The organism is Halomonas sp. (assembly GCF_034520545.1).
In the GTDB taxonomy this organism is placed as follows: domain Bacteria; phylum Pseudomonadota; class Gammaproteobacteria; order Pseudomonadales; family Halomonadaceae; genus Halomonas.
Genome location: NZ_JAXHNN010000003.1, coordinates 399,593 through 421,491, shown reverse-complemented (window position 1 = coordinate 421,491; position 21,899 = coordinate 399,593). Strand labels below are relative to the sequence as shown.

The following is a 21,899-nucleotide window of genomic DNA, read 5'->3' as shown; positions in this document are numbered from 1 at the left end:
CATGGAAAAACAATGGGTTAGAAAATCATTCCCCCTGGGCAGCCAAGTACTCGTCCTTGAGCTTGACGTAATTACCGGCGGTATAGGGGAAGAAGGCACGCTCCTTCTCCTTGAGCGGGCGCAGCGCCTTGGCCGGGTTGCCGGCATAGACGTGGCCGCTCTCAAGGCGTTTGCCCGGCGTCACTACGGCGCCGGCGGCGATGATCACCTCATCCTCGACCACGGCGCCATCCATGATGATGGCCCCCATGCCCACCAGGATGCGGTTGCCCAGCGTAGCCCCGTGGAGGATCGCCTTGTGGCCAATGGTCACCTCATCGCCGATAGTCAGTGGAAAGCCGTCGGGGTTGAAGTCGCTGGCATGGGTGATGTGGAGAACGCTGCCGTCCTGAACGCTGGTGCGCGCACCGACGCGGATGCGGTGCATATCGCCACGGATTACCGCCATGGGCCATACCGAGCTGTCATCGCCCAGCACCACGTCACCCAGCACCATGCAGGCCGGATCGATATAGACCCGTGCGCCCAGCTGCGGCTCATGGCCCTTCCAGGGTCGCAGACTCATTGCCTCGCTCATCCTTCACCTCCGATTTTCAGATCAGTCCGGCCAACAATACTATCAGCGTCAGCGGAATCGATACCCAGCGCACCAGCGCTCGCCAGACACGGAAGCCGTTGGGGCCGGCATCCAGCGCCCGCAGGGTGCTCTGCTCGGGCATCACCCAGGCGGCGAAGATGGCGATCAGCAATCCACCCAGCGGCAGGAAGATTTCCGGCGGAATCGTGCTGACCAACTCGAAGGGATTCATGCCGAACAACACTCGGGTTTCGGCCAGACTCGAGAAGGAGAGCACCGATAGCATCCCCAGCCCCCATACCGCCAGGCCCACCACGGCCGCCGCCGACCCCCGCCGCAGACCCCAACCCTGCAGGGTGGCGACCATGGGTTCGGCCAGGTTGATCGAGGAGGTCCAGGTGGCCAGCAGCAACAGCAGAAAGAACAGCGAGAGCCACAGCGACCCACCGGGCAGTTCGGCGAAGGCCACCGGCAGAGTGACGAACATCAGCCCCGGCCCCTCGCCGGGATTCATGCCCTGGGCGAACACCACCGAGAAGATGGCGATGCCGGCCAGCAACGCCACCGCCACGTCGAGTACCGCCACTGCGGCAGCGGCCCGAGGCAGGCTCTGGTGGTCGGGCATGTAGGCGCCATAGGCCATCAGCGCACAGGCGCCCACTGCAAGAGTGAAGAAGGCGTGGCCCATGGCCTGCAGCATCACCATAGGCGTCACCGCCGAAACATCCGGCAGAAAAAGCCAGGCCAGCGCCGGACCGAAGCCTCGGGTGGTAGTCGCATAGCCGGCCAGCACCAGCAAGAGCAGATAAAGCATCGGCATCAGCAGGTTATTGAGCTTCTCCAGCCCCTTGGCTACTCCGGCGGCGACCACCAGCATGGTCATCATCAGGAAGAGCGTATGGTTGAAGGCCATGCGCCCGGGGTCGGCAAGGAAGGCATCGAAGCCCGAGCCGATCTCCGCCGCACTGCGGCCGACGAAGTCGCCATTGATCGCGGCCACCAGGAATTCGATGGACCAGCCCGAGACCACCGAGTAAAAGGAGAGGATGCAGAACACCGTGAAGGCACCGAAAAGCCCCAGCAGCCGCCAGTGACGACTCGCCCCGGCCAGGCCGGCCAGATGGCCCAGTGACTGCATGGGGCTGCGGCGCCCGGCACGGCCGATCAGGATCTCGGCCATCATCACCGGCAACCCCAGCAGCAGCACGAAAGCCACGTAGAGAAGCAGGAAGGCGGCGCCGCCGTTTTCCCCGGTAATGTAGGGAAAGCGCCAGATGTTGCCTAGCCCCACCGCCGCCCCTGTCACTGCCAGGATGAAGGCGCGCCGTGTGCTCCAGCGCTCCAGCGTCTCGTTCATGGGTCCACTCCTGCGAGCCTGAAAAGGGCGCAAGCCTAGCACATTGAAACCCGCCGCTGCCGCCCGCATCTAAGAGCCATTCTCCAGACCCGACCCGAGGTATACATGTCCCGCAATCCACTGCTCGAATCCCACGAACTACCCCCCTTCACCGAGATTCGGCCCGAGCACATAGTGCCGGCGATCGATGAGTTGCTGGAGGAAAACCGCACGGCCATCGAGACGCTAGTGGCACGCGTCGAGACCACCGCGCCGAGCTGGGACAGCCTGGCCGCTCCGCTGGAGGCCCTCAACGACCGTCTGGCGCGGGCCTGGTCACCGGTCTCGCACCTCAACGGGACCATGAACAACCCCGAACTGCGCGAGGCCTACCAGGCCTGCCTGGGAAAGCTCTCCGACTACAGCACCTGGATCGGTCAGCACGAGGGACTCTTCCGGGCCTGGCAGGCACTGCGTGATGGCCCCGCCTGGAATACCCTCGATGAGGGCCAGCGTCGCACCGTGGAGAATGCCCTGCGTGACTTCCGCCTGGCCGGCGTGGACCTGCCTGCCGAGCAGAAGCAGCGCTATGGCGAGATCAAGTCGCGAATATCCGAGCTCTCCAACACCTTCTCCAATCAGCTGCTGGACGCCACCCAGGCCTGGCACCTTGACCTCGCCGACGAGGCCCGCCTCTCCGGCCTGCCCGACAGCGCCCTGGCCAGCCTGCGGGCCAATGCCGAAGCCAAGGGCCTGACCGGCTACCGCATCACCCTGGATTTTCCCAGCTTCTTCCCGGTGATGACCTACGCCGACGATCGTGAGCTGCGCCGCGAGGTCTACACCGCCTTCGTCACCCGCGCCTCCGACCAGGGTCCGCATGCCGACGAGTACGACAATGCCCCGGTCATGGAGGAGATCCTCGCGCTTCGCCAGGAGCTGGCCGAGCTGCTTGGCTTCGACAACTACGCCGACTATTCCCTGTACACCAAGATGGCCGAGTCGCCCGATCATGTGATCACCTTTCTCGAGGACCTGGCCGCCCGCGCCGTGCCCCAGGCCCGCGAAGAATTCGCGGAACTGGCCGCCTACGCCCGCGACGAGCTGGGCATGGAAGAGCTCGCCCCCTGGGACGTAGGCTTCGCCAGCGAGAAGCTCCGCGAAGCGCGCTATGCCATCTCCGACGAGCAGCTGCGCCCCTACTTCCCCGCACCGCAGGTGGTCGACGGCCTGTTCCGGGTGGTCGAGCGCCTCTACGACGTCACCTTCGCGGAGGACGACACAGCCCCGCGCTATCATCCCGACGTGCGCTACTTCCGCATCCTGGAGCAAGGCACCCCCATCGCCGGCTTCTACCTCGATCTCTATGCCCGCGAGGGCAAGCGCGGTGGCGCCTGGATGGACGAGTGTCGGGTCCGTCGCCTGGAAGGAGAGGCGGTACAGCTGCCGGTGGCCTATCTGACCTGCAACTTCACGCGCCCGGTAGGCGATACCCCGGCCCTGCTTACCCACGACGAAGTCACCACTCTCTTCCACGAGTTCGGACACGGCCTTCACCACATGCTGACCCGCCAGACCGTCGCCGACATCTCTGGCATCAACGGCGTGGCCTGGGACGCGGTGGAGCTGCCCAGCCAGTTCATGGAGAACTTCTGCTGGGAGCGCGAAGGGCTCGACCTGATCGCCGGCCATGTGGAGACCGGCGCCTCGCTGCCCGAGGCGCTCTTCGAAAGGCTAGTGGCGGCCAAGAACTTCCAGTCCGCCATGGGCATGGTGCGTCAGCTGGAGTTCTCGCTGTTCGATTTCCGCCTGCATCGTGAGCTCACCACGCCGAGTGCCACCGAGATCCAGGGGCTACTCGACGAGGTGAGAGACGCCATCGCCGTTTTGCCGCAGGCCGATTTCAATCGCTTCCAGAACGGCTTCGGCCACGTCTTCGCCGGCGGCTACGCGGCGGGCTACTACAGCTACAAGTGGGCCGAAGTGCTTTCCGCAGATGCCTGGAGCGCCTTCGAGGAAGCCGGCATCTTCGATCCCGAGACCGGCCGGCGCTTCCGCACCGAGATCCTCGAGCGTGGCGGTTCCCGCGACGCCGCCGAGCTGTTCCGTTCCTTCCGCGGCCGCGAACCCAGCGTCGAGCCACTGCTGCGCCACAGCGGCATCCGCGCCGCCTGACTTCATACCACCCACGACGCCCTGGCCATGTCGCCAGGGCCACCACAGGAGCCACCATGGCCGTCCAGAAACGCTTCATCGCCGGTGCCATCTGCCCGCGCTGCGCCGATGTGGACGAACACCGCATCCGCCCCGAGCTCGCCACCTTTTAATACCGGTAACGACAGGAGGCCAGCATGGCCGTACAGAAACGCTTCATTGCAGGGGCCATCTGCCCACGCTGCGCCGAGATGGACCGGATTCGCAGCTGGGAACAGAACGGCATCCGCTACCGCGACTGCGTCAGCTGTGACTTCTTCGAGCAGTTGCCCATCGAGGATGAAGCCCTGACGGAGCTCGAGACCCGGGTCAATCGCGAGCGCGAGGAGCAGGCACGCAACGACGTGCAGACCGTCAAGATCCTCGACCCGAAAGGGAACTGAAGCGCAGGGCCACGGAACGGCCGCCTTGATCTCAACTCACGATGCCTAACGGCGTCACAACTCGTGCGGAAATCCGCACATCCCAACACCCTCCCCGTGCGAGATTCCAGTCCCATCCCACCCAACATGCTTCGACAAAAGTCGAAGCATTGTCTTGCAACTAAATGAAATAAAACATATTTCAATCAACGGGCATGGGCATTGCTAAGTAATAAGCGTTGATGCCACCCCGGGCCGACTCACGGCAGGTCCCGAAAACGGTGACCATACTGGGTGACGAGGGCATGCAGCCCCGTGGCAAGAAAGCCCGGGAAAATGACAAGAGCACAAACGCATACAGGAGACACACCATGCGCAACGCAACCTCACGGATCCTCGCCGGCACTCTGGCCGGTTCCCTGCTGGTCGCCGCCTCAGCCTCGGCTCAGTCGGACCGCAGCGACTGGCCCGATAGCTTCACCGTGGGCACCGCCAGCCAGGGCGGCACCTACTTCGTGTACGGCTCCGGCTGGGCCAACCTGATCGCCGACGAGCTGGGTGTCTCCGGCGGCGGCGAGGTCACCGGCGGCCCGACCCAGAACATGGCGCTGGTCCACACCGGCAACGTCGCCCTGGGTCTGACCACCATGGGCCCTGCCGCCGAGGCCCTGGCAGGCAAGAGTCCGCTGGCCCCCGGCGTGGCCATGGACAACGTCTGTGCGTTGTTCCCGATGTACGAGACCCCTTTCTCGATCACGGCACTAGAGGGCAGCGGCATCGAGTCGATCTCCGACATCCCAGACGGCGCCCGTATCGGCTTCGGCCCTGCGGCCTCCACCTCCGACACCTACTTCCCGGCCATGCTCGAGACGCTGGGCGTGAACTTCGACCGTCGCAACGGTGGCTGGTCCGACCTGGGCGGCCAGCTCCAGGATGGCCTGATCGACGTCATCGCCTTTGCCGCCGGCATCCCGATCCCCGCCGTCAGCCAGCTCGAAGTGCAGACCGACGTCAACATCATCGAGTTCACCGAAGAAGAGCAGCAGACGGTGCTCGAGAACTTCCCGGTCTCCGAGTTCCAGATTCCGGCCAGCACCTACCAGACCCTCGAGGAGGATGCCCGCGCCGTCTCGATGTGGAACTTCACCATCGCTGGCTGCGACCTGCCAGAGAGCTTCATCTATGAAGTCACCAAGCTGAGCATGGAGAACAACGACCGCATGCGCGACGTCCATCGCAGCGCCGCGACCAGCATCCCGGAAAACATCAAGTACAACACCGTGCTGCCCTTCCACCCGGGTGCCGTGCGCTGGTACGAAGAGAACGGCTACGAGATCCCGGAAGATCTTAAGCTGTAACCCGTTGACCTGATCGGCTGCCCCGCACCGCGCCATGATAAGGGCGATGCGGGGCAGCTCTTGTGCTTCTTCGTCTACCCCCCAAGGGTGCCTCCCATGTCCCATACCCCCGAATCCCGTGACGACACGTCGATCGATGATGTCGCCGAGATCGTCAACGCCGAGGGCGTCGACGATGCCGCCGTGGAGTCCAACCGGCGGCTCTACACTGGCTGGCAGTGGCTGCTCTTCGGGGCCATGGCCATCGCCTACTCCCTCTTTCACCTGGTCTCGCTGAACGTCTATCCGCTGGAGACCTGGTCGTTTCGCATCGTGCACATCGCCGGAGCACTGATTCTCGGCTACGGCCTCTATGCCGGCACCCGCTTCGCCGACGAGGACCAGCAGCGCTCCCGCTCCCCCGCCTGGCTGGCCGGGGTGAGCTACGCCATGCTCGTTCCCGCCCTCTACGCCCTGGTGCGGGTGGTGACCATGTACCAGACGATGAGCGGTGAGGCCATGCGCATCGATCCGACGATCGAGGCCTGGCACTTCGGCTATCCGCTGATCCTGGCCACCATGGCCGGCATTTTGCTCTCCTGGAGCTATCGCCAGTTCCGCGACCGCATCTCGCCCGCCGACCTGGTACTGATGGTCTGCGCCTTGGGCGTGGCCGGCTATCTGCTGGTGATGTTCAACAGCCCGCTGCGCGCCTCCACCGGCACCTCTTTCGCGCCCATGGGCATCTCCTACGCGGCCATTGCCGGCTCGCTGCTGATCCTTGAGCTGACCCGCCGCGTCGCCGGCCTGGCGCTGGTGGTGATCTCCACCATCTTCCTGATCTATGTCTTCGTCGGCCCCTTCCTACCGGGTTTCCTCGGCTACCCAGGGCTCTCGGTGGGCCGCTTCTTCAGCCAGGTCTACACCGACGCCGGCATCCTCGGGCCGACCACCGCGGTCTCGTCAACCTACATCATCCTGTTCATCATCTTCGCCGCTTTCCTGCAGGCATCGAAAGTGGGCGACTACTTCGTCAACTTCGCCTTCGCTGCGGCCGGCCGGGCCCGGGGCGGCCCCGCCAAGGTCTCGATCTTCGCCTCCGGCCTGATGGGCATGATCAACGGCACCAGCGCCGGCAACGTGGTCTCCACCGGCTCGCTGACCATCCCGTTGATGATGAAGGTGGGCTACCCGGGGCGCAGCGCCGGCGCCATCGAGGCCGCCGCCTCCACCGGCGGGCAGATCATGCCGCCGATCATGGGCGCGGGCGCCTTCATCATGGCCGAGATCACCGGCATTCCCTACACCGAGATCGCCGTGGCGGCCCTCATCCCCGCCATCCTCTACTTCCTGTCGATCTACTGCATGGTGGACTTCGAGGCGGCTCGCAAGGGCATGCGCGGCATGCGCAAGGACGAGATCCCGCTGTTCTCGAAGCTGGTCAAGCAGGTCTACCTGTTCGCGCCTATCATCATCCTCATCGCCGCGCTGTTTATGGGCTACTCAGTGATCCGTGCCGGCACCCTGGCCACCGCCTCCGCCGCTGTGGTGAGCTGGTTCTCGCCCAACAAGATGGGCATCGCCGCCATCCTCAGGGCCCTGCAGCTGGCCGGCACCATGGCCATCCAGATCATCGCCGTGTGCGCCTGCGCCGGCCTGATCGTGGGTGTGATCTCGCTGACAGGTGTCGGCGCACGCTTCTCCTCGCTGCTGCTCGGCCTGGCCGGCGTCAGCCAGCTGCTGGCGCTGGTTTTCGCCATGTGTATCTCGATCCTGCTGGGCATGGGCATGCCAACGACCGCCGCCTACGCGGTGGCCGCCTCAGTGGTCGCGCCGGGCCTGATCAACATCGGCATTCAGCCGCTGGTAGCCCACTTCTTCGTGTTCTATTTCGCGGTGGTCTCGGCGATCACCCCGCCGGTGGCGCTGGCCTCCTACGCGGCGGCGGGCATCTCCGGCGACAACGCCATGGGCACCTCGGTGGCCTCGTTCAAGATCGGCCTGGCGGCCTTCATCGTGCCCTTCATGTTCTTCTACAGCCCGGCCATGCTGATGGAAGGCAGCTGGATGCAGATCCTGCGTGTAGGCCTGACCGCCACCCTGGGCATCATCCTGCTGGCGGCCACCGTTCAGGCCTGGTTCTTCGGGCCGGTCAAGGCCTGGCAGCGTCTGCTGATGCTGGTTGGGGCGGTATGCATGATCTATGGCGGCATCTATTCCGACATCGCGGGCCTGGCCGTCGGCGTGCTGATGTTCATGATGCAGCGCGGTCGCTCCGGCGGCGGGGACAAGGCCGTGACCTCCGGCTGAGCGTGACACCCCCCTAGAAACGCAACGGGCCCCGCCATTGGCGGGGCCCGTTGCGTTACGGCGAGAGGGGGCGTCAGCCGGTTATGTTGTCGAGAATGCGCAGGCAGGGGGCCGCCTGGTTAAGCGTATAAAAGTGCAGGCCTGGGGCGCCACCGTCGAGCAGCCGCTGGCAGAGCCGCGACACGACCTCTTCGCCGAAGGCGCCGATGGCCTCGCTGTCGTCGCCATAGGATTCGAGCTGCTTGCGGATCCAGCGCGGAATCTCGGCCCCACAGGCATCCGAGAAGCGCGCCAGCTTGGTGTAGTTGGTGATTGGCATGATGCCGGGCACGATAGGAGCCTCGACGCCCAGCGCACGTGCCCGCTCGACGAAATGGAAGTAGGCCTCGGCGCTGAAGAAGTACTGAGTGATGGCGATATCGGCACCGGCCTTCATCTTGCGGGCGAAGTTCGTCAGATCATGATCGAGGTTCCTCGCCTGGGGATGAGACTCGGGGTAGGCGGCCACAGCAATCTCGAAATGGTCGCCGGTCTCCTCACGGATGAACTCGACCAGCTCGTTGGCATAGCGCAACTGGCCGATGCCGCCCCCACCCATGCCCGAGGGCAAGTCACCGCGCAGGGCCACCAGGCTGTCGATGCCCTCCTCCCGGTAGCGAGAGAGCAGCTCGCGCAGCGCACCCTTGTCGCTGCCGATGCAGGAAAGGTGCGGCGCAGTGGTGAAGCCGGACTCGCGCACCATCCGTACGGTGTTCAGTGTGCGGTCCTGGGTGGAACCGCCGGCACCGAAGGTAACCGAGAAGAAGCGCGGCGCGCGGCTGGCCAGGGCGTCGCGAACGCCGACCAGCTTCTCCCGCCCAGCGTCGGTACTCGGCGGGAAGAATTCGAAGCTGATCCCCAGCGGGTGTTCCTGCGTGCTCATCAACTTACCTCATGAAAATGATGCATTTTGTGGCTATTCTGACGGCTCGCCAGGCGGCAGACCAATGAAAGATACGCGACGCTGCATCAATCCTGTTCATGCAGAGGTGGTCCCACGACCGCCTTGACCCAGGCAAGGACATGACCACGATCGACCCCGGCACCCTGATGGGGCCCCTCTGGACCCTGCTCGCCTATATCGGCCTGGGCTGGCTGGCCGCCCGCCGGCTGGCGGTGGACCCGCGCCCCGTCGCCACCCTGCTGATTTACCTGGTCGCCCCCCTGACCTTCTTCCGCGGCCTGGTCCAGGGCGGCCCCACACCCGACTACCTGCTGCTGACCGCGGCGCTCTTCACGTTGGCCAGCATGATCGCCGTGGTCGTCCACTGCCTGGCAAGACGCGGCTTCGCGCCCCAGGAGAGCGCCCTGCTGGCATTCTCCTCGGGCACCGGCAACACCGGCTACTTCGGCCTGCCGGTGGCCCTGGTACTGCTGCCGCCCCAGGGTGTCACGCTCTACCTCTTCTGCGTACTGGGCGTGACCCTCTACGAATTCACGGTGGGCTTCTATCTGAGCGCACGAGGACAGTTCTCGGTGCGCCAGAGCCTGGTCAAGATCGCCCGGCTGCCGCTGGTCTATGCCTTCCTCGCCGCCTTGCTGGTAAGTGGCCTCGGCCTCAAGGTGCCAGACACAGTGATGCAGGGGCTGGCCGCCTTCCCGGCGACCTATACCCTGCTCGGCATGATGATCATCGGTATGACCCTGGGGCGGGTCAGCGTGAGGGAGGTCGACCTGCGCTTCATCGGCGCCTGCGTGGCGATCCGTTTTGGGCTCTGGCCACTGCTGTCGCTGGCCGCGGTGCTAGGCCTGCAGGTCCTCTTTCCGCTATCGGGGGAGCTGGCCCTGGCGCTGCTGCTGATCGGCGTAGTGCCCATGGCCGCCAACGTGGTGGTGGTGGCCATGGAACTCGGCATCGCCCCGGAGAAGGGCGCCCTGGCGGTGCTGATCACCACCCTCGCCGCGCCGCTGCTGATCCCGCTCTATCTCGGCGGGATGATGCCTGACGGGCTCTACACACTCGGCGCAGCGGCCTGGAAGCGCTGGACCCTGCTGGCCTCCGGACCCGGAGACCTCTTTCCAGCCGTGATCACGTCAGCCTGAATCAGTGCGTACGTCGGCTTGAAGGGCCCGTCGACGGCGACCCCGGTATAATCGGCCTGCTCCTCGGTCATGCGGGTGACCACCCCGCCGAAGCCTTCCACCATGTAACGGGCCACTTCCTCGTCGAGATGGCGCGGCAGCACCGTCACGCCCATGGCATCCCGCCGGTCGCCCTCGGGCAGCTCGGCGAAGCGGCCATCGAATAGGTGGATCTGCGCCAGCACCTGGTTGGCGAAGGAGCCATCCATCACCCGAGAGGGGTGGCCGGTGGCGTTGCCCAGGTTCACCAAGCGGCCCTCGGAGAGCAGGATCAGGTAGTCGCGACTGTCAGGGTCAAAACTTCCTGGCTTGCTGTCACGGAATATCTGGTGCACCTGGGGCTTCACTTCCTCCCAGTGCCAGTGGCGACGCATGTAAGCAGTGTCGATCTCGCTGTCGAAGTGGCCGATGTTGCAGACCACCGCACCCGGCTTCAGTGCCTGGAGTATGGCGGCGTCGCAGGCATGGATGTTGCCGGTGGCGGTCACCACCATGTCGATCCGCGAGAGCAGGTCGCGGTCGATGCTCTCCAGGCCGCGATTGATGCCATCGCGGTAGGGCGAGACCACCTCAAAGCCGTCCATGCAGGCCTGCATGGCGCAGATGGGGTCGATCTCCACGACGCGCACGATCATGCCTTCCTGGCGCAGCGAAGCGGCCGAGCCCTTACCCACATCGCCATAGCCCACCACCAACGCCTGCTTACCGGACAGCAGATGGTCGGTAGCACGCTTGATGGCGTCGTTGAGCGAGTGGCGGCAGCCGTACTTGTTGTCGTTCTTCGACTTGGTCACGGCATCGTTGACGTTGATGGCCGGCACCTTGAGAGTGCCATCGCGCAGCATCTCCTGCAGGCGATGCACCCCGGTGGTGGTCTCCTCGGAGATGCCGTGGATGGCGTCCAGCAGCTCGGGGCGCTTCTCGTGGAGCAGCGCCGTCAGGTCTCCGCCATCATCCAGCACCAGATTAGGGGTCCAGCCGTCGGGCCCTTCCACCGTCTGCTCGATGCACCACCAGAACTCCTCCTCCGTCTCCCCCTTCCAGGCGAACACCGGGATATCGGCGGCAGCGATGGCGGCTGCGGCATGATCCTGAGTAGAGAAGATATTGCATGACGACCAGCGTACGCTTGCCCCCAGATCGATCAGCGTCTCGATCAGCACCGCAGTCTGGATGGTCATATGAATGCAGCCGGCGATACGTGCGCCTGCCAGCGGCTGATCATCACGGTACTTGTCGCGGATCGTCATAAGCGCCGGCATCTCGGTCTCGGCGATGCGGATCTCGCGACGCCCCCAGTCGGCGAGGGTGAGATCGGCGACCTTGCAATCGGTGGCCGCGGGAGCGGAAACGGCGGGATGATTCATGTGCTGCCTCTCAAGGTACGAAGAATGTAAGGTAGATGGCATTCATGATACGGCAAACCCAGGGTAAGCAAAACGTGAGCCCTACCCTGAACCATAATTGACTATGAGCGATGAAGTCCCCGCCTATGGGCGGCCAGAGCCACCATGACGGGGTCGGAAACCGTCGATGCCAGCGGCACTCAGTCGTTTCGCTAGCAGGCGTACCTCGACATGGCTGAAGAAATCGCGCAGCTGCTCGGCACGCGCGACGCCGATACCGGTACTATCCCGCCATTCGGCCTCGCTGCGCTTGGCCAACTCGCGCCAGTCGCCACGCGCGGCAAGTCCGAGATCCGCCGGCGGGCCCAGTGCCGCCAGCCAGTCGTTGAAAGGCCGCTCCCGGGCCAGGGCGAAACTCGCCATCAGGCGCTCGGCACGGATCTCGCCGATCCCCGAGACTTCGGTCAGTGCCGCGGCATCGAGGGACAACCAGTCGAGCAGGCCCTCTAGCAAGCCGGCCTCCAGCAGTGACTGCCAGGTTCCCTGCCCCACCCCCGGCAGTTCGAGACCCTCGGAACCGGAAAGCCAGGTCAACCGTTCGAGAAACTGCACCTCGCACCCCGGCGCTGGTCGCCAGCAACTCAGGGCATGGTAGTCGGCCGCCTCGGGCGGGGAGACCGACGGGCGCTCGGTAGCTCGCCAGGCCACACCTTCCAGCCGGGGGATCGTCAGGCCGGCCAGGGCGATCACTACCTGGTCGCCGGGGCGAATATCGAGCTCTTGCCAGCGCGTCAGCGATCCCAGGCCCACCCGGCGGATCGTCCGGCCCGACAGCTCGACAGGATGCAGATGCAGAAGCGGCGTGATGCGTCCGGTGCGGCCGATGCGGAACTCGACGCCACGCACCTCGGCAAGCGCTTCCCGTGGCGGATGCTTCCAGGCCGCCGCCCATATCGGCGGTTCGGCCTGCCACGATGGTCCTGCCGGACGGCCTCCCTGTCGCAGCACCACGCCGTCGGTGGCAAAGGGCAGCGGGCCGCGGTACCAGCGCTCCCGCCACAGTGCCACCTCCTCCAGGCGCTTCACCGGCTTAGTCAAGGCGATTGACTCGCCGAAGCCCAGGCGCCTCAACCCATCGAGCCGTTCACGCATCGTCGCCGGGCCATCCGGCCAGTCCCAGACGAAGAGGCCAATGCGTCCTGCTGCCTCGGCTTCCAGCACATCGCGAGCCATCAGCCCGGCCACCTCGCTGCGCGCCCCGGCCGTGCCTGCCTCAGCCTGGACGTGACCCTCCAGTCGCCGATGGAGCTCGCCCTGCAGGATCGCATCGACCCGCTCTGGAAGTCGCGCGGGGACCGCAGGTATGCGGCGTGCCGCCGCCGTCCAGTCCTGACCATGATGGCCATCCCCGCGGCTGATCGCCCGAGCCAGGCGCCCCTGCTCGTAGACCAACGTCACCGCCACGCCATCCACCTTGGGCTGCACCCAGACGTCGCCACGGCGCGCCAACCAGCGGCGCACCGCGGCTTCGTCGGCGAGCTTGGCAAGCCCAGTCTGGACGATGGGGTGACGAATCGGGCCGGCTGGCCGCGCGTCGTCGGGTGCGCCGCCCGCAAGCGATCCTTCCTCATGTACTTCGGGAAAGCAGTGCTGCCAGGCCGTGAGCCGCTTCCGTGCCTGGTCGTAGACGTCATCGGAGACAGGCGACTCACCCTGACGGTAATAGGCATCATCCCAACCAGCCAGTCGCTCGGCCAGCGCGATGATCTCGCGCTCTGCTCGTCCGCCGGACCATTCGGGACAGGCAATGGACAGGGAGGGAATGATCGCACAAAGGGCCAGCAGCAAGCAGGCCAGGTAGCGGGGCATCAGGGCAGCTCCCACGCAAGGACTACCCTGACCATAGCAACAGGCCCCGCATGGCGCTGCCAGCGGGGCCTGTCATTGCCTGTAGGCGATTTCCTACAAACCGGCGGCCTGGCGAAGCGCGTGGGCGCGGTCCGTCCTCTCCCAGGGGAAGGCCGTGAAGGTCTCGATATGTTCCTCGCCCCGGGTATCGGTCCAGGTATAAGAGGTCTCGAAGGGCTCGCGGCCGAAGTGACCATAGGCAGCGGTCAGCTGATACATGGGGTGCAGCAGGTCGAGCATTTTGGTAATGGCATTGGGCCGCAGGTCGAAATGCTCGCGCACCAGTTCGATGATGCGCGCGTCGTTCACCTTGCCGGTGCCGAAAGTATTGACGGCGACCGAGGTGGGCTCGGCTACGCCGATGGCGTAGGAGATCTGGATCTCGCACTTTTCGGCAAGCCCCGCGGCGACCAGGTTCTTGGCCACGTAGCGCCCGGCGTAGGCGGCGCTGCGGTCCACCTTGGAGGGGTCCTTGCCGGAAAAGGCGCCGCCGCCGTGGCGAGCCGTGCCGCCGTAGGTGTCGACGATGATCTTGCGCCCGGTCAGGCCGCAGTCGCCCACGGGGCCGCCGATCACGAACTTGCCGGTGGGGTTGATGTGGTACTTGGTGGTCTCGGTCAGCCACTCGGCGGGGATCACCTGCTCGATGATCTCGCGGCGCACCATCCTGCGCAGCTCCTCCTGGTCGACTTCCGGATCGTGCTGGGTGGAGAGCACCACGGCGTCGACGGCGCAGGGCTTGCCTGCTTCGTCATAGCGGAAGGTGATCTGACTCTTGGCGTCGGGGCGCAGCCAGGGCAGCAGGCCGTGCTTGCGTAGCTCAGCTTGACGCTCCACCAGCCGATGGGCGTAATGGATCGGCGCCGGCATGTAGGAGTCGGTCTCGTTGGTGGCGTAGCCGAACATCAGGCCCTGGTCACCGGCGCCCTGGTCCTCGGGCTTGGTGCGATCGACGCCCTGGGCGATATCCACACTCTGCTTGCCGATCAGGTTGAGCACGCCACAGGTCTCACCATCAAAGCCGACGTCGGAGGAGACGTAGCCGATGCCGGTGATCACCTCGCGCACCAGCGCTTCCAGATCGACCCAGGCCGATGTGGTGATCTCGCCGGCGACGATGGCCACGCCGGTCTTGACCAGAGTCTCGCAGGCGACACGCGCCTGCTTGTCGCGGGCGATGATGGCGTCGAGGACCGCATCGGAAATCTGGTCGGCGATCTTGTCCGGATGCCCTTCGGACACGGACTCAGAGGTGAACAGGGAGTATTCGCTCATGGCGTCTTCGGCCCTCTCTCTATCAGCAATAGGCAGTCGCGAAGTCTACACGCTGCGGCTCCCCCGGGCATCCACGATTTGATGCAGGACGGCAAGTCGGCGACAATAGCCGGCCTGATTCGACCACGCCGCCCCTTCCCGCGGCGTCACCCAGCCAGAAGTCATGTCCGGCCGCATCCCCCCTGGCCGACCATGTCATTGCATACTTTCTGCCGCAGGCGAGGAGCACACCATGCCGTCCCGTTTCGAACTGGCCAATGCCATACGCGCCCTGTCCATGGACGCCGTCCAGAAGGCCAACTCCGGCCATCCCGGCGCGCCCATGGGCATGGCGGACATCGCCGAGGTGCTGTGGAACGATTACCTCGTCCACAACCCGGCCGACCCGCACTGGCCCGATCGCGACCGCTTCGTGCTCTCCAACGGCCACGGCTCCATGCTGCTCTATTCCCTGCTGCACCTCACCGGCTACGAGCTCAGCCTCGAGGAGCTGCAGAACTTCCGCCAGCTACATTCGATGACCGCCGGGCATCCGGAGTTCGGCTATGCACCGGGCATCGAAACCACCACCGGTCCGCTGGGCCAGGGCCTGGCCAACGCGGTGGGGATGGCGCTGGCGGAGCGCACCCTGGCGGCCCAGTTCAACCGCCCCGGTCATACCGTCGTCGATCATCACACCTACTGCTTCGTCGGCGACGGCTGCCTGATGGAAGGTATCTCCCATGAAGTCTCTTCGCTGGCCGGCACCCAGCAGCTCGGCAAGCTGATCACCTTCTACGACGACAACGGCATCTCCATCGACGGAGAGGTCGAGGGCTGGTTCACCGACGACACCGCGAAGCGCTTCGAGGCCTACGGCTGGCACGTGGTGCCCAACGTCGACGGCCACAAGCCCGAGGAGATCAAGGCCGCCATCGAGCTGGCCCGCAGCCACGAGGACCGGCCGAGCCTGATCATCTGCAAGACCATCATCGGCTTCGGCGCGCCCAACAAGCAGGGCAAGGAGGAGTGCCATGGCGCCGCGCTCGGCGAGGACGAGGTAGCCGCCGCCCGCCGCCAGCTCGACTGGCCGCATGCCCCCTTCAACGTGCCCGAGGACATCTACCAGGGCTGGGACGCCACCGAGGCCGGCCAGGCCCGTCAGGATGCCTGGCAGGAGCGCTTTGCGCGCTATGCCGAAGCCTTCCCGGAACTGGCCCAGGAACTCCAACGTCGACTCAAGGGAGACCTGCCGACCAGTATCACCAGCGAAGCGATGATCGAGGCCGCTCAGACCAAGGGCGACAGCGTCGCCAGCCGCAAGGCATCGCTCGCCTGCCTCGACGAGCTTGGTCCCCAGATGCCCGAGCTGCTCGGCGGCAGTGCCGACCTGGCTCCCTCCAACCTGACCTTCTGGAAGGGCGCCCAGGCGATCAGCCCCACCGCGCCAGAGGGCAACTACCTGCATTACGGCGTGCGCGAGTTCGGCATGGGCGCCATCATGAACGGCATCGCGCTGCACGGCGGCTTCGTGCCCTATGGCGCCACCTTCCTGATCTTCATGGAGTACATGCGCAACAGCGTGCGTATGGCGGCGCTGATGGGCAAGCAGGCCATCTACGTCTTCACTCATGACTCCATCGGCCTGGGCGAGGACGGCCCCACCCACCAACCCATCGAGCAGCTGACCACCCTGCGATCCACCCCCAACCTGGCCACCTGGCGCCCCTGCGACAGCGTGGAGACCGCTGCCGCCTGGGATGCCGCCATCAAGCGTCGCTCCGGCCCGACCGCGCTGGTCTTCTCCCGCCAGGGGCTGCCGCATCAGGCACGCAGCAGGCAGCAGTTGGCCGACATCAATCGCGGTGGCTACGTCCTGAAGGACAGCGAGGGCACCCCGGAGCTGATCCTGATCGCTACCGGCTCCGAGGTCGGCCTGGCCATGGACGCCGCGGCCCGACTCGAGGAACAGGGCCGCGCTGTGCGCGTTGTCTCCATGCCCTCCACCGACCTCTTCGACCGCCAGGACGCCGAGTACCGCGAGCAGGTGCTACCCGCCACCGTCACCGCACGTCTGGCCATCGAAGCCGGCCATCGCGACTTCTGGTACAAGTACGTTGGGCTGAACGGTGCCATCGTCGGCATGACCACCTTCGGTGAGTCCGCGCCTGCCGGCGACCTGTTCAAGCACTTCGGCTTCACCGTAGACAACGTGGTCGCCGAAGCCTCGGCCCTACTGGGCTGAGCCTGCAGGGCCACCCCTCGTCCAACGCAAGCGGGCCCGGCATTTGCCGGGCCCGCTTGCGTAAGAAGCCGAAAGCGCCTCAGGCGAGGGTCACCTCGGGGGACAGATAGACGTCCTGGATGGCGTTGAGCAGTTCGACGCCCTCGGCCGTAGGCTTCTGGAAGGCCTTGCGACCCGAGATCAGCCCCATGCCACCGGCACGCTTATTGATCACCGCGGTACGTACCGCCTCGGCGAGGTCGGAGGCGCCCTTGGAGCCGCCGCCGGAGTTGATCAGCCCGGCACGCCCCAGGTAGCAATTGGCCACCTGGTAGCGTGCCAGGTCGATGGGATGATCCGAGGTCAGTTCGTCGTATACCTTGGCGTGGGTGTGGCCGAAGCCGATATCACGGTAACCACCGTTGGTCTCGGGCAGCTTCTGCTTGACGATGTCGGCCTTGAGCGTGGCTGCCAGGTGATTGGCCTGACCGGTCAGGTCGGCGGCCACGTGGTAATCGGTGCCGCCCAGCTTGAAGTCCGGGTTGCGCAGATAGGCCCAGAGCACCGTGACCATGCCCAGCTCATGGGCCCGTTCGAAGGCCTCGCTGATCTCCATGATCTGGCGGCGACTCTCGTGAGAGCCGAAGTAGATGGTTGCCCCCACGGCCGCGCAGCCCATCTCGAAGGCCTGCTCGACCTGGGCAAACAGCGTCTGATCGTAGATCGTCGGATGGCTCAGCGTCTCGTTGTGGTTGAGCTTGAGGATCATCGGGATCCGATGAGCATAGCGGCGCGCCACGGCGGCCAGCCCCCCGAGGGTGGAGGCCACGGCATTGCAGCCCCCCTCGATGGCCAGCTCGACGATGTTGGCCGGGTCAAAGTAGCGCGGGTTCGGTGCGAAGGAGGCCCCCGCCGAGTGCTCGATGCCCTGGTCCACCGGCAGGATGCTGAGATAGCCGGTGCCGGCCAGGCGGCCATGGTCGAATAGTGACTGCATGTTGCGCAGTACATTTGGGCGGCGGTCGCTCAGGGCCATCACCCGGTCGACGAAATCCGCGCCGGGTGGATGGATCATTTCGGCGGGAACGCCGCGGCAGACGTGACCCAGCAGGGTGTCAGCCTCGCTGCCCAGCAGTTTGGTGATATCGCTCATGTCGCTCCTCTCCTTGGTACCGATCAACGCACTGTACCCAGCGTAGGGGAAAAACCGTACCGAGAGGACGCCATGCATGCAATGAGAGCCCTCTCAGCCAGCCTTGACCTCGATACCCCATCGCTTGAGCTTGCCACTCTTGTAAAGCAGCCCTCCCCCACCCCGTTGCAGAGCTTGTCGTCCGGAGGGCCCGTAGAGCAGACGCTCGGGGCACAGATGCGCTAGAATTGCCGCCCTGTGTTTCCCGGTTCCGGAGTCCCTTTCACCCCCATGGCCCTTCGCATCGCCATCAACGGTTACGGCCGCATCGGCCAGTGCGTGCTGCGCGCGCTCGTCGAAAGCGAGGCGTCACGCCACCTCGCGCACGGTGAGCCGCGCCTGGAGATCGTGGCGATCAACGAGCTATCGGACCTCGCCACCATCGCCTACCTGACCCGCTACGACACCACCCACGGCCGCTTTCCCGGTAGCGTGGAGGTGGAGGGCGATCGGCTGATCGTCAATGGCCGGGCCATCCGTGTGCTGTGCGAACCCGAGCCGGAGAGGCTGCCCTGGGCCGAGCTCGGCATCGACCTGGTGCTGGAGTGCTCCGGCAGCTTCCGCGATCGCACCACCGCCGAGCGTCATCTCGCCTCCGGCGCCGGTCGGCTGCTGTTTTCCCAGCCCGCGGAGAGCGATGTCGATGCCACCATCGTCAGCGGCATCAACGACCATACCCTGGCCACGCATCACCGCATCGTCTCAGCCGCCTCCTGCACCACCAACTGCCTGGTGCCAGTGCTCACCGTGCTCGATGAGGCGCTGGAGATCGAGCACGGCGTGACCACCACCATCCACTCGGCGATGAACGACCAGCCGGTGATCGACGCCTACCATCAGACCGACCTGCGCCTGACCCGTTCGGCGATGCACTCCATCGTGCCGGTCGATACAGGCCTCGCCCGCGGCATCAACCGCCTGATGCCCCACCTGGCCGGGCGTTTCGAGTGCCTGCACGTGCGGGTGCCGACCATCAACGTCTCGACCATGGACCTGTCGATCTGCGTGCGCCGCGATACCACGGCAGAAAACGTCAACGCGCTGCTGCGCGAGGCGAGCCAAGGTCGACTCTCAGAACTTCTAGGCTATACCGAAGAGCCGGTAGCCTCGGTCGACTTCAACCACGATCCGCGCTCGGGTATCGTGGACGCCACCCAGACCCGGGTGGCCGGTGGCCGCCTGGTCAAACTGCTGTGCTGGTTCGACAACGAGTGGGGCTTCGCCAACCGCATGCTCGATGTCGCCCGGCGCCTGGCCACCCTGCCCCCGGCTCCGCCCGACACCCCCGACAGATGACGTCCCTTCGGCTTTCCCCAGACGAGGAACCTGCTTCCATGAACGTGCGCAAGATGACCGACCTCGACCTCAACGGCCAGCGAGTGCTGATCCGTGAGGACCTGAACGTGCCCGTCAAGCACGGCAAGGTAACCAGCGACGCCCGCCTGCGGGCCAGCCTGCCGACCATCCAGTCTGCCCTGGACGCCGGCGCACGGGTGATGCTGATGAGCCACCTGGGCCGACCCACCGAGGGCGAGCCGGCCGAGGAGTTCTCGCTGGCGCCGGTGGCCGAGCACCTCGGCGAGCTGCTGGGCCGCCCGGTCCGCCTGGTCGCCGACTACCTGGACGGCGCGGTCGAGGTCGCAGACGGCGAGGTGGTGTTGCTGGAGAACGTGCGCTTCAATGCGGGCGAGAAGAAGGACGACGAAACCCTCGCCCGACAGTACGCCGCACTCTGCGACATCTTCGTGATGGATGCCTTCGGCACGGCCCACCGTGCCCAGGCCTCCACCCACGGCGTCGCGCGCTACGCCCCTACCGCCTGCGCCGGCCCCCTGCTGGCCGCCGAGCTCGACGCCCTGGAGAAGGCCCTCGCTACCCCGGCACGCCCCATGGTTGCGGTCGTTGGGGGATCCAAGGTCTCCACCAAGCTCGAGGTGCTCAACGCTCTCTCCGAGAAATGCGACCAGCTGATCGTCGGCGGCGGAATCGCCAACACCTTCATCGCCGCGGCCGGTTATAACGTGGGCAAGTCGCTGCACGAGGCCGACCTCCTCGATCAGGCCAAGGCGCTGATGGCACGGGTCGAGATCCCGCTGCCCAGCGATGTGGTAGTGGCCACCGAGTTTTCCGAGTCGGCCGAGGCCGTGGTCAAGCCGGTCGACCAGGTGAAGGACGACGAGATGATCCTCGACATCGGCCCGGAGACCGCCGGCCGCCTGGGCGGCCTGCTCAAGGATGCCGGCACCATCCTGTGGAACGGTCCGGTAGGCGTGTTCGAGATCGACCAGTTCGGCAAGGGTACCGAGGCGCTGTCGCTGGCCATCGCCGAGAGCAACGGCTTCTCCATCGCCGGCGGCGGCGACACCCTGGCGGCCATCGACAAGTACGCCATCGAGGAGCGTGTTTCCTACATCTCCACCGGCGGCGGCGCCTTCCTCGAGTACGTGGAGGGCAAGACCCTGCCGGCGGTGAAGGCCCTGGAAGACGCCGCCGCCCGCTGAGGCACCGCCCCCTCGAACTCCACTAGCCGGCGTGGCCCTCGTGGCCACGCCGTCATGACGTCTCATACAGAACAGGTGACCCCCATGGCTCTAATCAGCATGCGCCAGCTGCTGGACCACGCCGCCGAGCATGGCTACGGCGTGCCGGCCTTCAACGTCAACAACCTCGAGCAGATGCGCGCCATCATGGAGGCCGCCGACGAGACCGACTCGCCGGTGATCGTCCAGGCCTCCGCCGGTGCCCGCAAGTACGCCGGCGCCCCCTTCCTGCGCCACCTGATCCTGGCCGCCGTGGAGGAGTTCCCGCACATACCGGTGGTCATGCACCAGGACCACGGCACCAGCCCCGGTGTCTGCCAGCGCTCCATCCAGCTCGGCTTCTCCTCGGTGATGATGGACGGCTCGCTCGGCGAGGACGGCAAGACGCCGATGGATTACGACTACAATGTCGACGTCACCCGCCACACCGTGGAGATGGCCCATGCCTGTGGCGTCTCGGTGGAAGGTGAGCTGGGCTGCCTGGGCAGCCTGGAGACCGGCATGGCCGGCGAGGAGGACGGCATCGGTGCCGACGGCAAGCTGAACCACGACCAGCTGCTCACCGACCCGGAGGAAGCCGCCGACTTCGTCAAGGCCACCGGCGTGGACGCCCTGGCCATCGCCATCGGCACCAGCCACGGCGCCTACAAGTTCACCAAGCCACCCACCGGTGACACCCTCTCCATCCAGCGCATCAAGGAGATCCACGCGCGCATCCCCGACACCCACCTGGTGATGCACGGCTCCTCATCGGTGCCCCAGGAGTGGCTGGCGGTGATCAACGAGTTCGGCGGCGCCATCCCCGAGACCTACGGGGTGCCCGTGGAGGAGATCGTCGAGGGTATCAAGCATGGCGTGCGCAAGGTCAACGTCGACACCGACCTACGCCTGGCCTCCACCGGCGCAGTCCGCCGCTTCCTGGCCGAAAATCCCGCCGAGTTCGATCCGCGCAAGTTCCTCAAGGCGTCCACGGCGGCCATGAAGGCGATCTGCAAGGAGCGCTACGAGGCGTTCGGTACCGCCGGCAACGCCAGCAAGATCACGCCGATCAGCCTCGAGACGATGTATCTGCGCTACGAGCGCGGCGAGCTGGATCCCAAGGTATCGTGAATATCCCCGGGTGAACCGCCAGGGCGGCCCAAAGGGGCCGCCCTTGTCGTCTGAGGGCCGCCACCTCG

General features: G+C 65.7%; 17 protein-coding genes. 10 read left to right on the top strand and 7 right to left on the bottom strand.

The features are described from left to right. Positions 1-25 precede the first annotated feature (25 nt). Entirely contained in the window at positions 26-577 is a 552-nt protein-coding gene (locus U5L98_RS03975) for a gamma carbonic anhydrase family protein (RefSeq protein WP_322557048.1), read from the bottom strand. Positions 578-593: 16 nt separating this feature from the next. Next, positions 594-1,934 carry a sodium-dependent transporter gene (locus U5L98_RS03970; RefSeq protein ID WP_322557047.1) on the bottom strand — a complete coding sequence of 447 codons (1,341 nt, stop codon included), beginning with the start codon at positions 1,932-1,934 and terminating at the stop codon, positions 594-596. Between the two features lie 105 nt (positions 1,935-2,039). Here U5L98_RS03970 and prlC point away from each other — a divergent pair, with 105 nt between their 5' ends. The 5 genes from prlC to U5L98_RS03945 all read left to right on the top strand — a co-directional run bounded on the left by prlC (position 2,040) and on the right by U5L98_RS03945 (position 8,136). Continuing rightward, positions 2,040-4,088 (top strand): oligopeptidase A, encoded by a 2,049-nt coding sequence (gene prlC / locus U5L98_RS03965; protein ID WP_322557046.1) that lies wholly within the window; start codon positions 2,040-2,042, stop codon positions 4,086-4,088. A 56-nt stretch (positions 4,089-4,144) separates the two neighbouring features. Continuing rightward, complete coding sequence (locus tag U5L98_RS03960) at positions 4,145-4,240, top strand: YheV family putative metal-binding protein (protein ID WP_322557045.1); 96 nt, start codon at positions 4,145-4,147, stop codon at positions 4,238-4,240. 24 nt (positions 4,241-4,264) lie between these two features. Beyond that, positions 4,265-4,510, top strand: a complete 246-nt coding sequence (locus U5L98_RS03955; RefSeq protein ID WP_322557044.1) for a YheV family putative zinc ribbon protein — start codon at positions 4,265-4,267, stop codon at positions 4,508-4,510. 350 nt (positions 4,511-4,860) lie between these two features. Then, positions 4,861-5,847 carry a TAXI family TRAP transporter solute-binding subunit gene (locus U5L98_RS03950; protein WP_322557043.1) on the top strand — a complete coding sequence of 329 codons (987 nt, stop codon included), beginning with the start codon at positions 4,861-4,863 and terminating at the stop codon, positions 5,845-5,847. Positions 5,848-5,943: 96 nt separating this feature from the next. Beyond that, positions 5,944-8,136, top strand: a complete 2,193-nt coding sequence (locus tag U5L98_RS03945) for a TRAP transporter permease (protein WP_322557042.1) — start codon at positions 5,944-5,946, stop codon at positions 8,134-8,136. A 73-nt stretch (positions 8,137-8,209) separates the two neighbouring features. Here the strand turns inward: U5L98_RS03945 and metF are convergent, their stop codons facing one another. Beyond that, positions 8,210-9,058 carry a methylenetetrahydrofolate reductase [NAD(P)H] gene (gene metF, locus U5L98_RS03940; RefSeq protein ID WP_322557041.1) on the bottom strand — a complete coding sequence of 283 codons (849 nt, stop codon included), beginning with the start codon at positions 9,056-9,058 and terminating at the stop codon, positions 8,210-8,212. Between the two features lie 140 nt (positions 9,059-9,198). On the opposite strand from metF, the gene U5L98_RS03935 reads away from it, so the two are divergent. Further along, positions 9,199-10,218 (top strand): AEC family transporter, encoded by a 1,020-nt coding sequence (locus tag U5L98_RS03935; RefSeq protein ID WP_322557040.1) that lies wholly within the window; start codon positions 9,199-9,201, stop codon positions 10,216-10,218. On the opposite strand, the gene ahcY is transcribed toward U5L98_RS03935, so the two are convergent. The 3 genes from ahcY to metK all read right to left on the bottom strand — a co-directional run bounded on the left by ahcY (position 10,128) and on the right by metK (position 14,786). Then, positions 10,128-11,624 (bottom strand): adenosylhomocysteinase, encoded by a 1,497-nt coding sequence (ahcY, locus tag U5L98_RS03930; RefSeq protein ID WP_322557039.1) that lies wholly within the window; start codon positions 11,622-11,624, stop codon positions 10,128-10,130. The genes U5L98_RS03935 and ahcY overlap by 91 nt on opposite strands. Positions 11,625-11,747: 123 nt before the next feature. Beyond that, positions 11,748-13,472: an NAD-dependent DNA ligase LigB gene (gene ligB, locus U5L98_RS03925; RefSeq protein ID WP_322557038.1), complete on the bottom strand. Its 1,725-nt coding sequence runs from the start codon at positions 13,470-13,472 to the stop codon at positions 11,748-11,750. 93 nt (positions 13,473-13,565) lie between these two features. Next, positions 13,566-14,786: a methionine adenosyltransferase gene (metK, locus tag U5L98_RS03920; RefSeq protein WP_322557037.1), complete on the bottom strand. Its 1,221-nt coding sequence runs from the start codon at positions 14,784-14,786 to the stop codon at positions 13,566-13,568. A gap of 232 nt (positions 14,787-15,018) precedes the next feature. Here metK and tkt point away from each other — a divergent pair, with 232 nt between their 5' ends. Further along, positions 15,019-17,010 carry a transketolase gene (gene tkt, locus U5L98_RS03915; protein WP_322557036.1) on the top strand — a complete coding sequence of 664 codons (1,992 nt, stop codon included), beginning with the start codon at positions 15,019-15,021 and terminating at the stop codon, positions 17,008-17,010. Positions 17,011-17,089: 79 nt separating this feature from the next. On the opposite strand, the gene U5L98_RS03910 is transcribed toward tkt, so the two are convergent. Then, positions 17,090-18,142, bottom strand: a complete 1,053-nt coding sequence (locus U5L98_RS03910) for a class I fructose-bisphosphate aldolase (RefSeq protein WP_322557035.1) — start codon at positions 18,140-18,142, stop codon at positions 17,090-17,092. 270 nt (positions 18,143-18,412) lie between these two features. Here U5L98_RS03910 and U5L98_RS03905 point away from each other — a divergent pair, with 270 nt between their 5' ends. The 3 genes from U5L98_RS03905 to fba all read left to right on the top strand — a co-directional run bounded on the left by U5L98_RS03905 (position 18,413) and on the right by fba (position 21,831). Further along, positions 18,413-19,477 (top strand): type I glyceraldehyde-3-phosphate dehydrogenase, encoded by a 1,065-nt coding sequence (locus U5L98_RS03905; RefSeq protein ID WP_322557034.1) that lies wholly within the window; start codon positions 18,413-18,415, stop codon positions 19,475-19,477. A gap of 38 nt (positions 19,478-19,515) precedes the next feature. Beyond that, a complete protein-coding gene (locus tag U5L98_RS03900; RefSeq protein ID WP_322557033.1) occupies positions 19,516-20,682 on the top strand; it encodes a phosphoglycerate kinase in 1,167 nt (388 codons plus the stop codon). 84 nt (positions 20,683-20,766) lie between these two features. Continuing rightward, complete coding sequence (fba, locus tag U5L98_RS03895; protein WP_322557032.1) at positions 20,767-21,831, top strand: class II fructose-bisphosphate aldolase; 1,065 nt, start codon at positions 20,767-20,769, stop codon at positions 21,829-21,831. Positions 21,832-21,899: the final 68 nt, after the last annotated feature.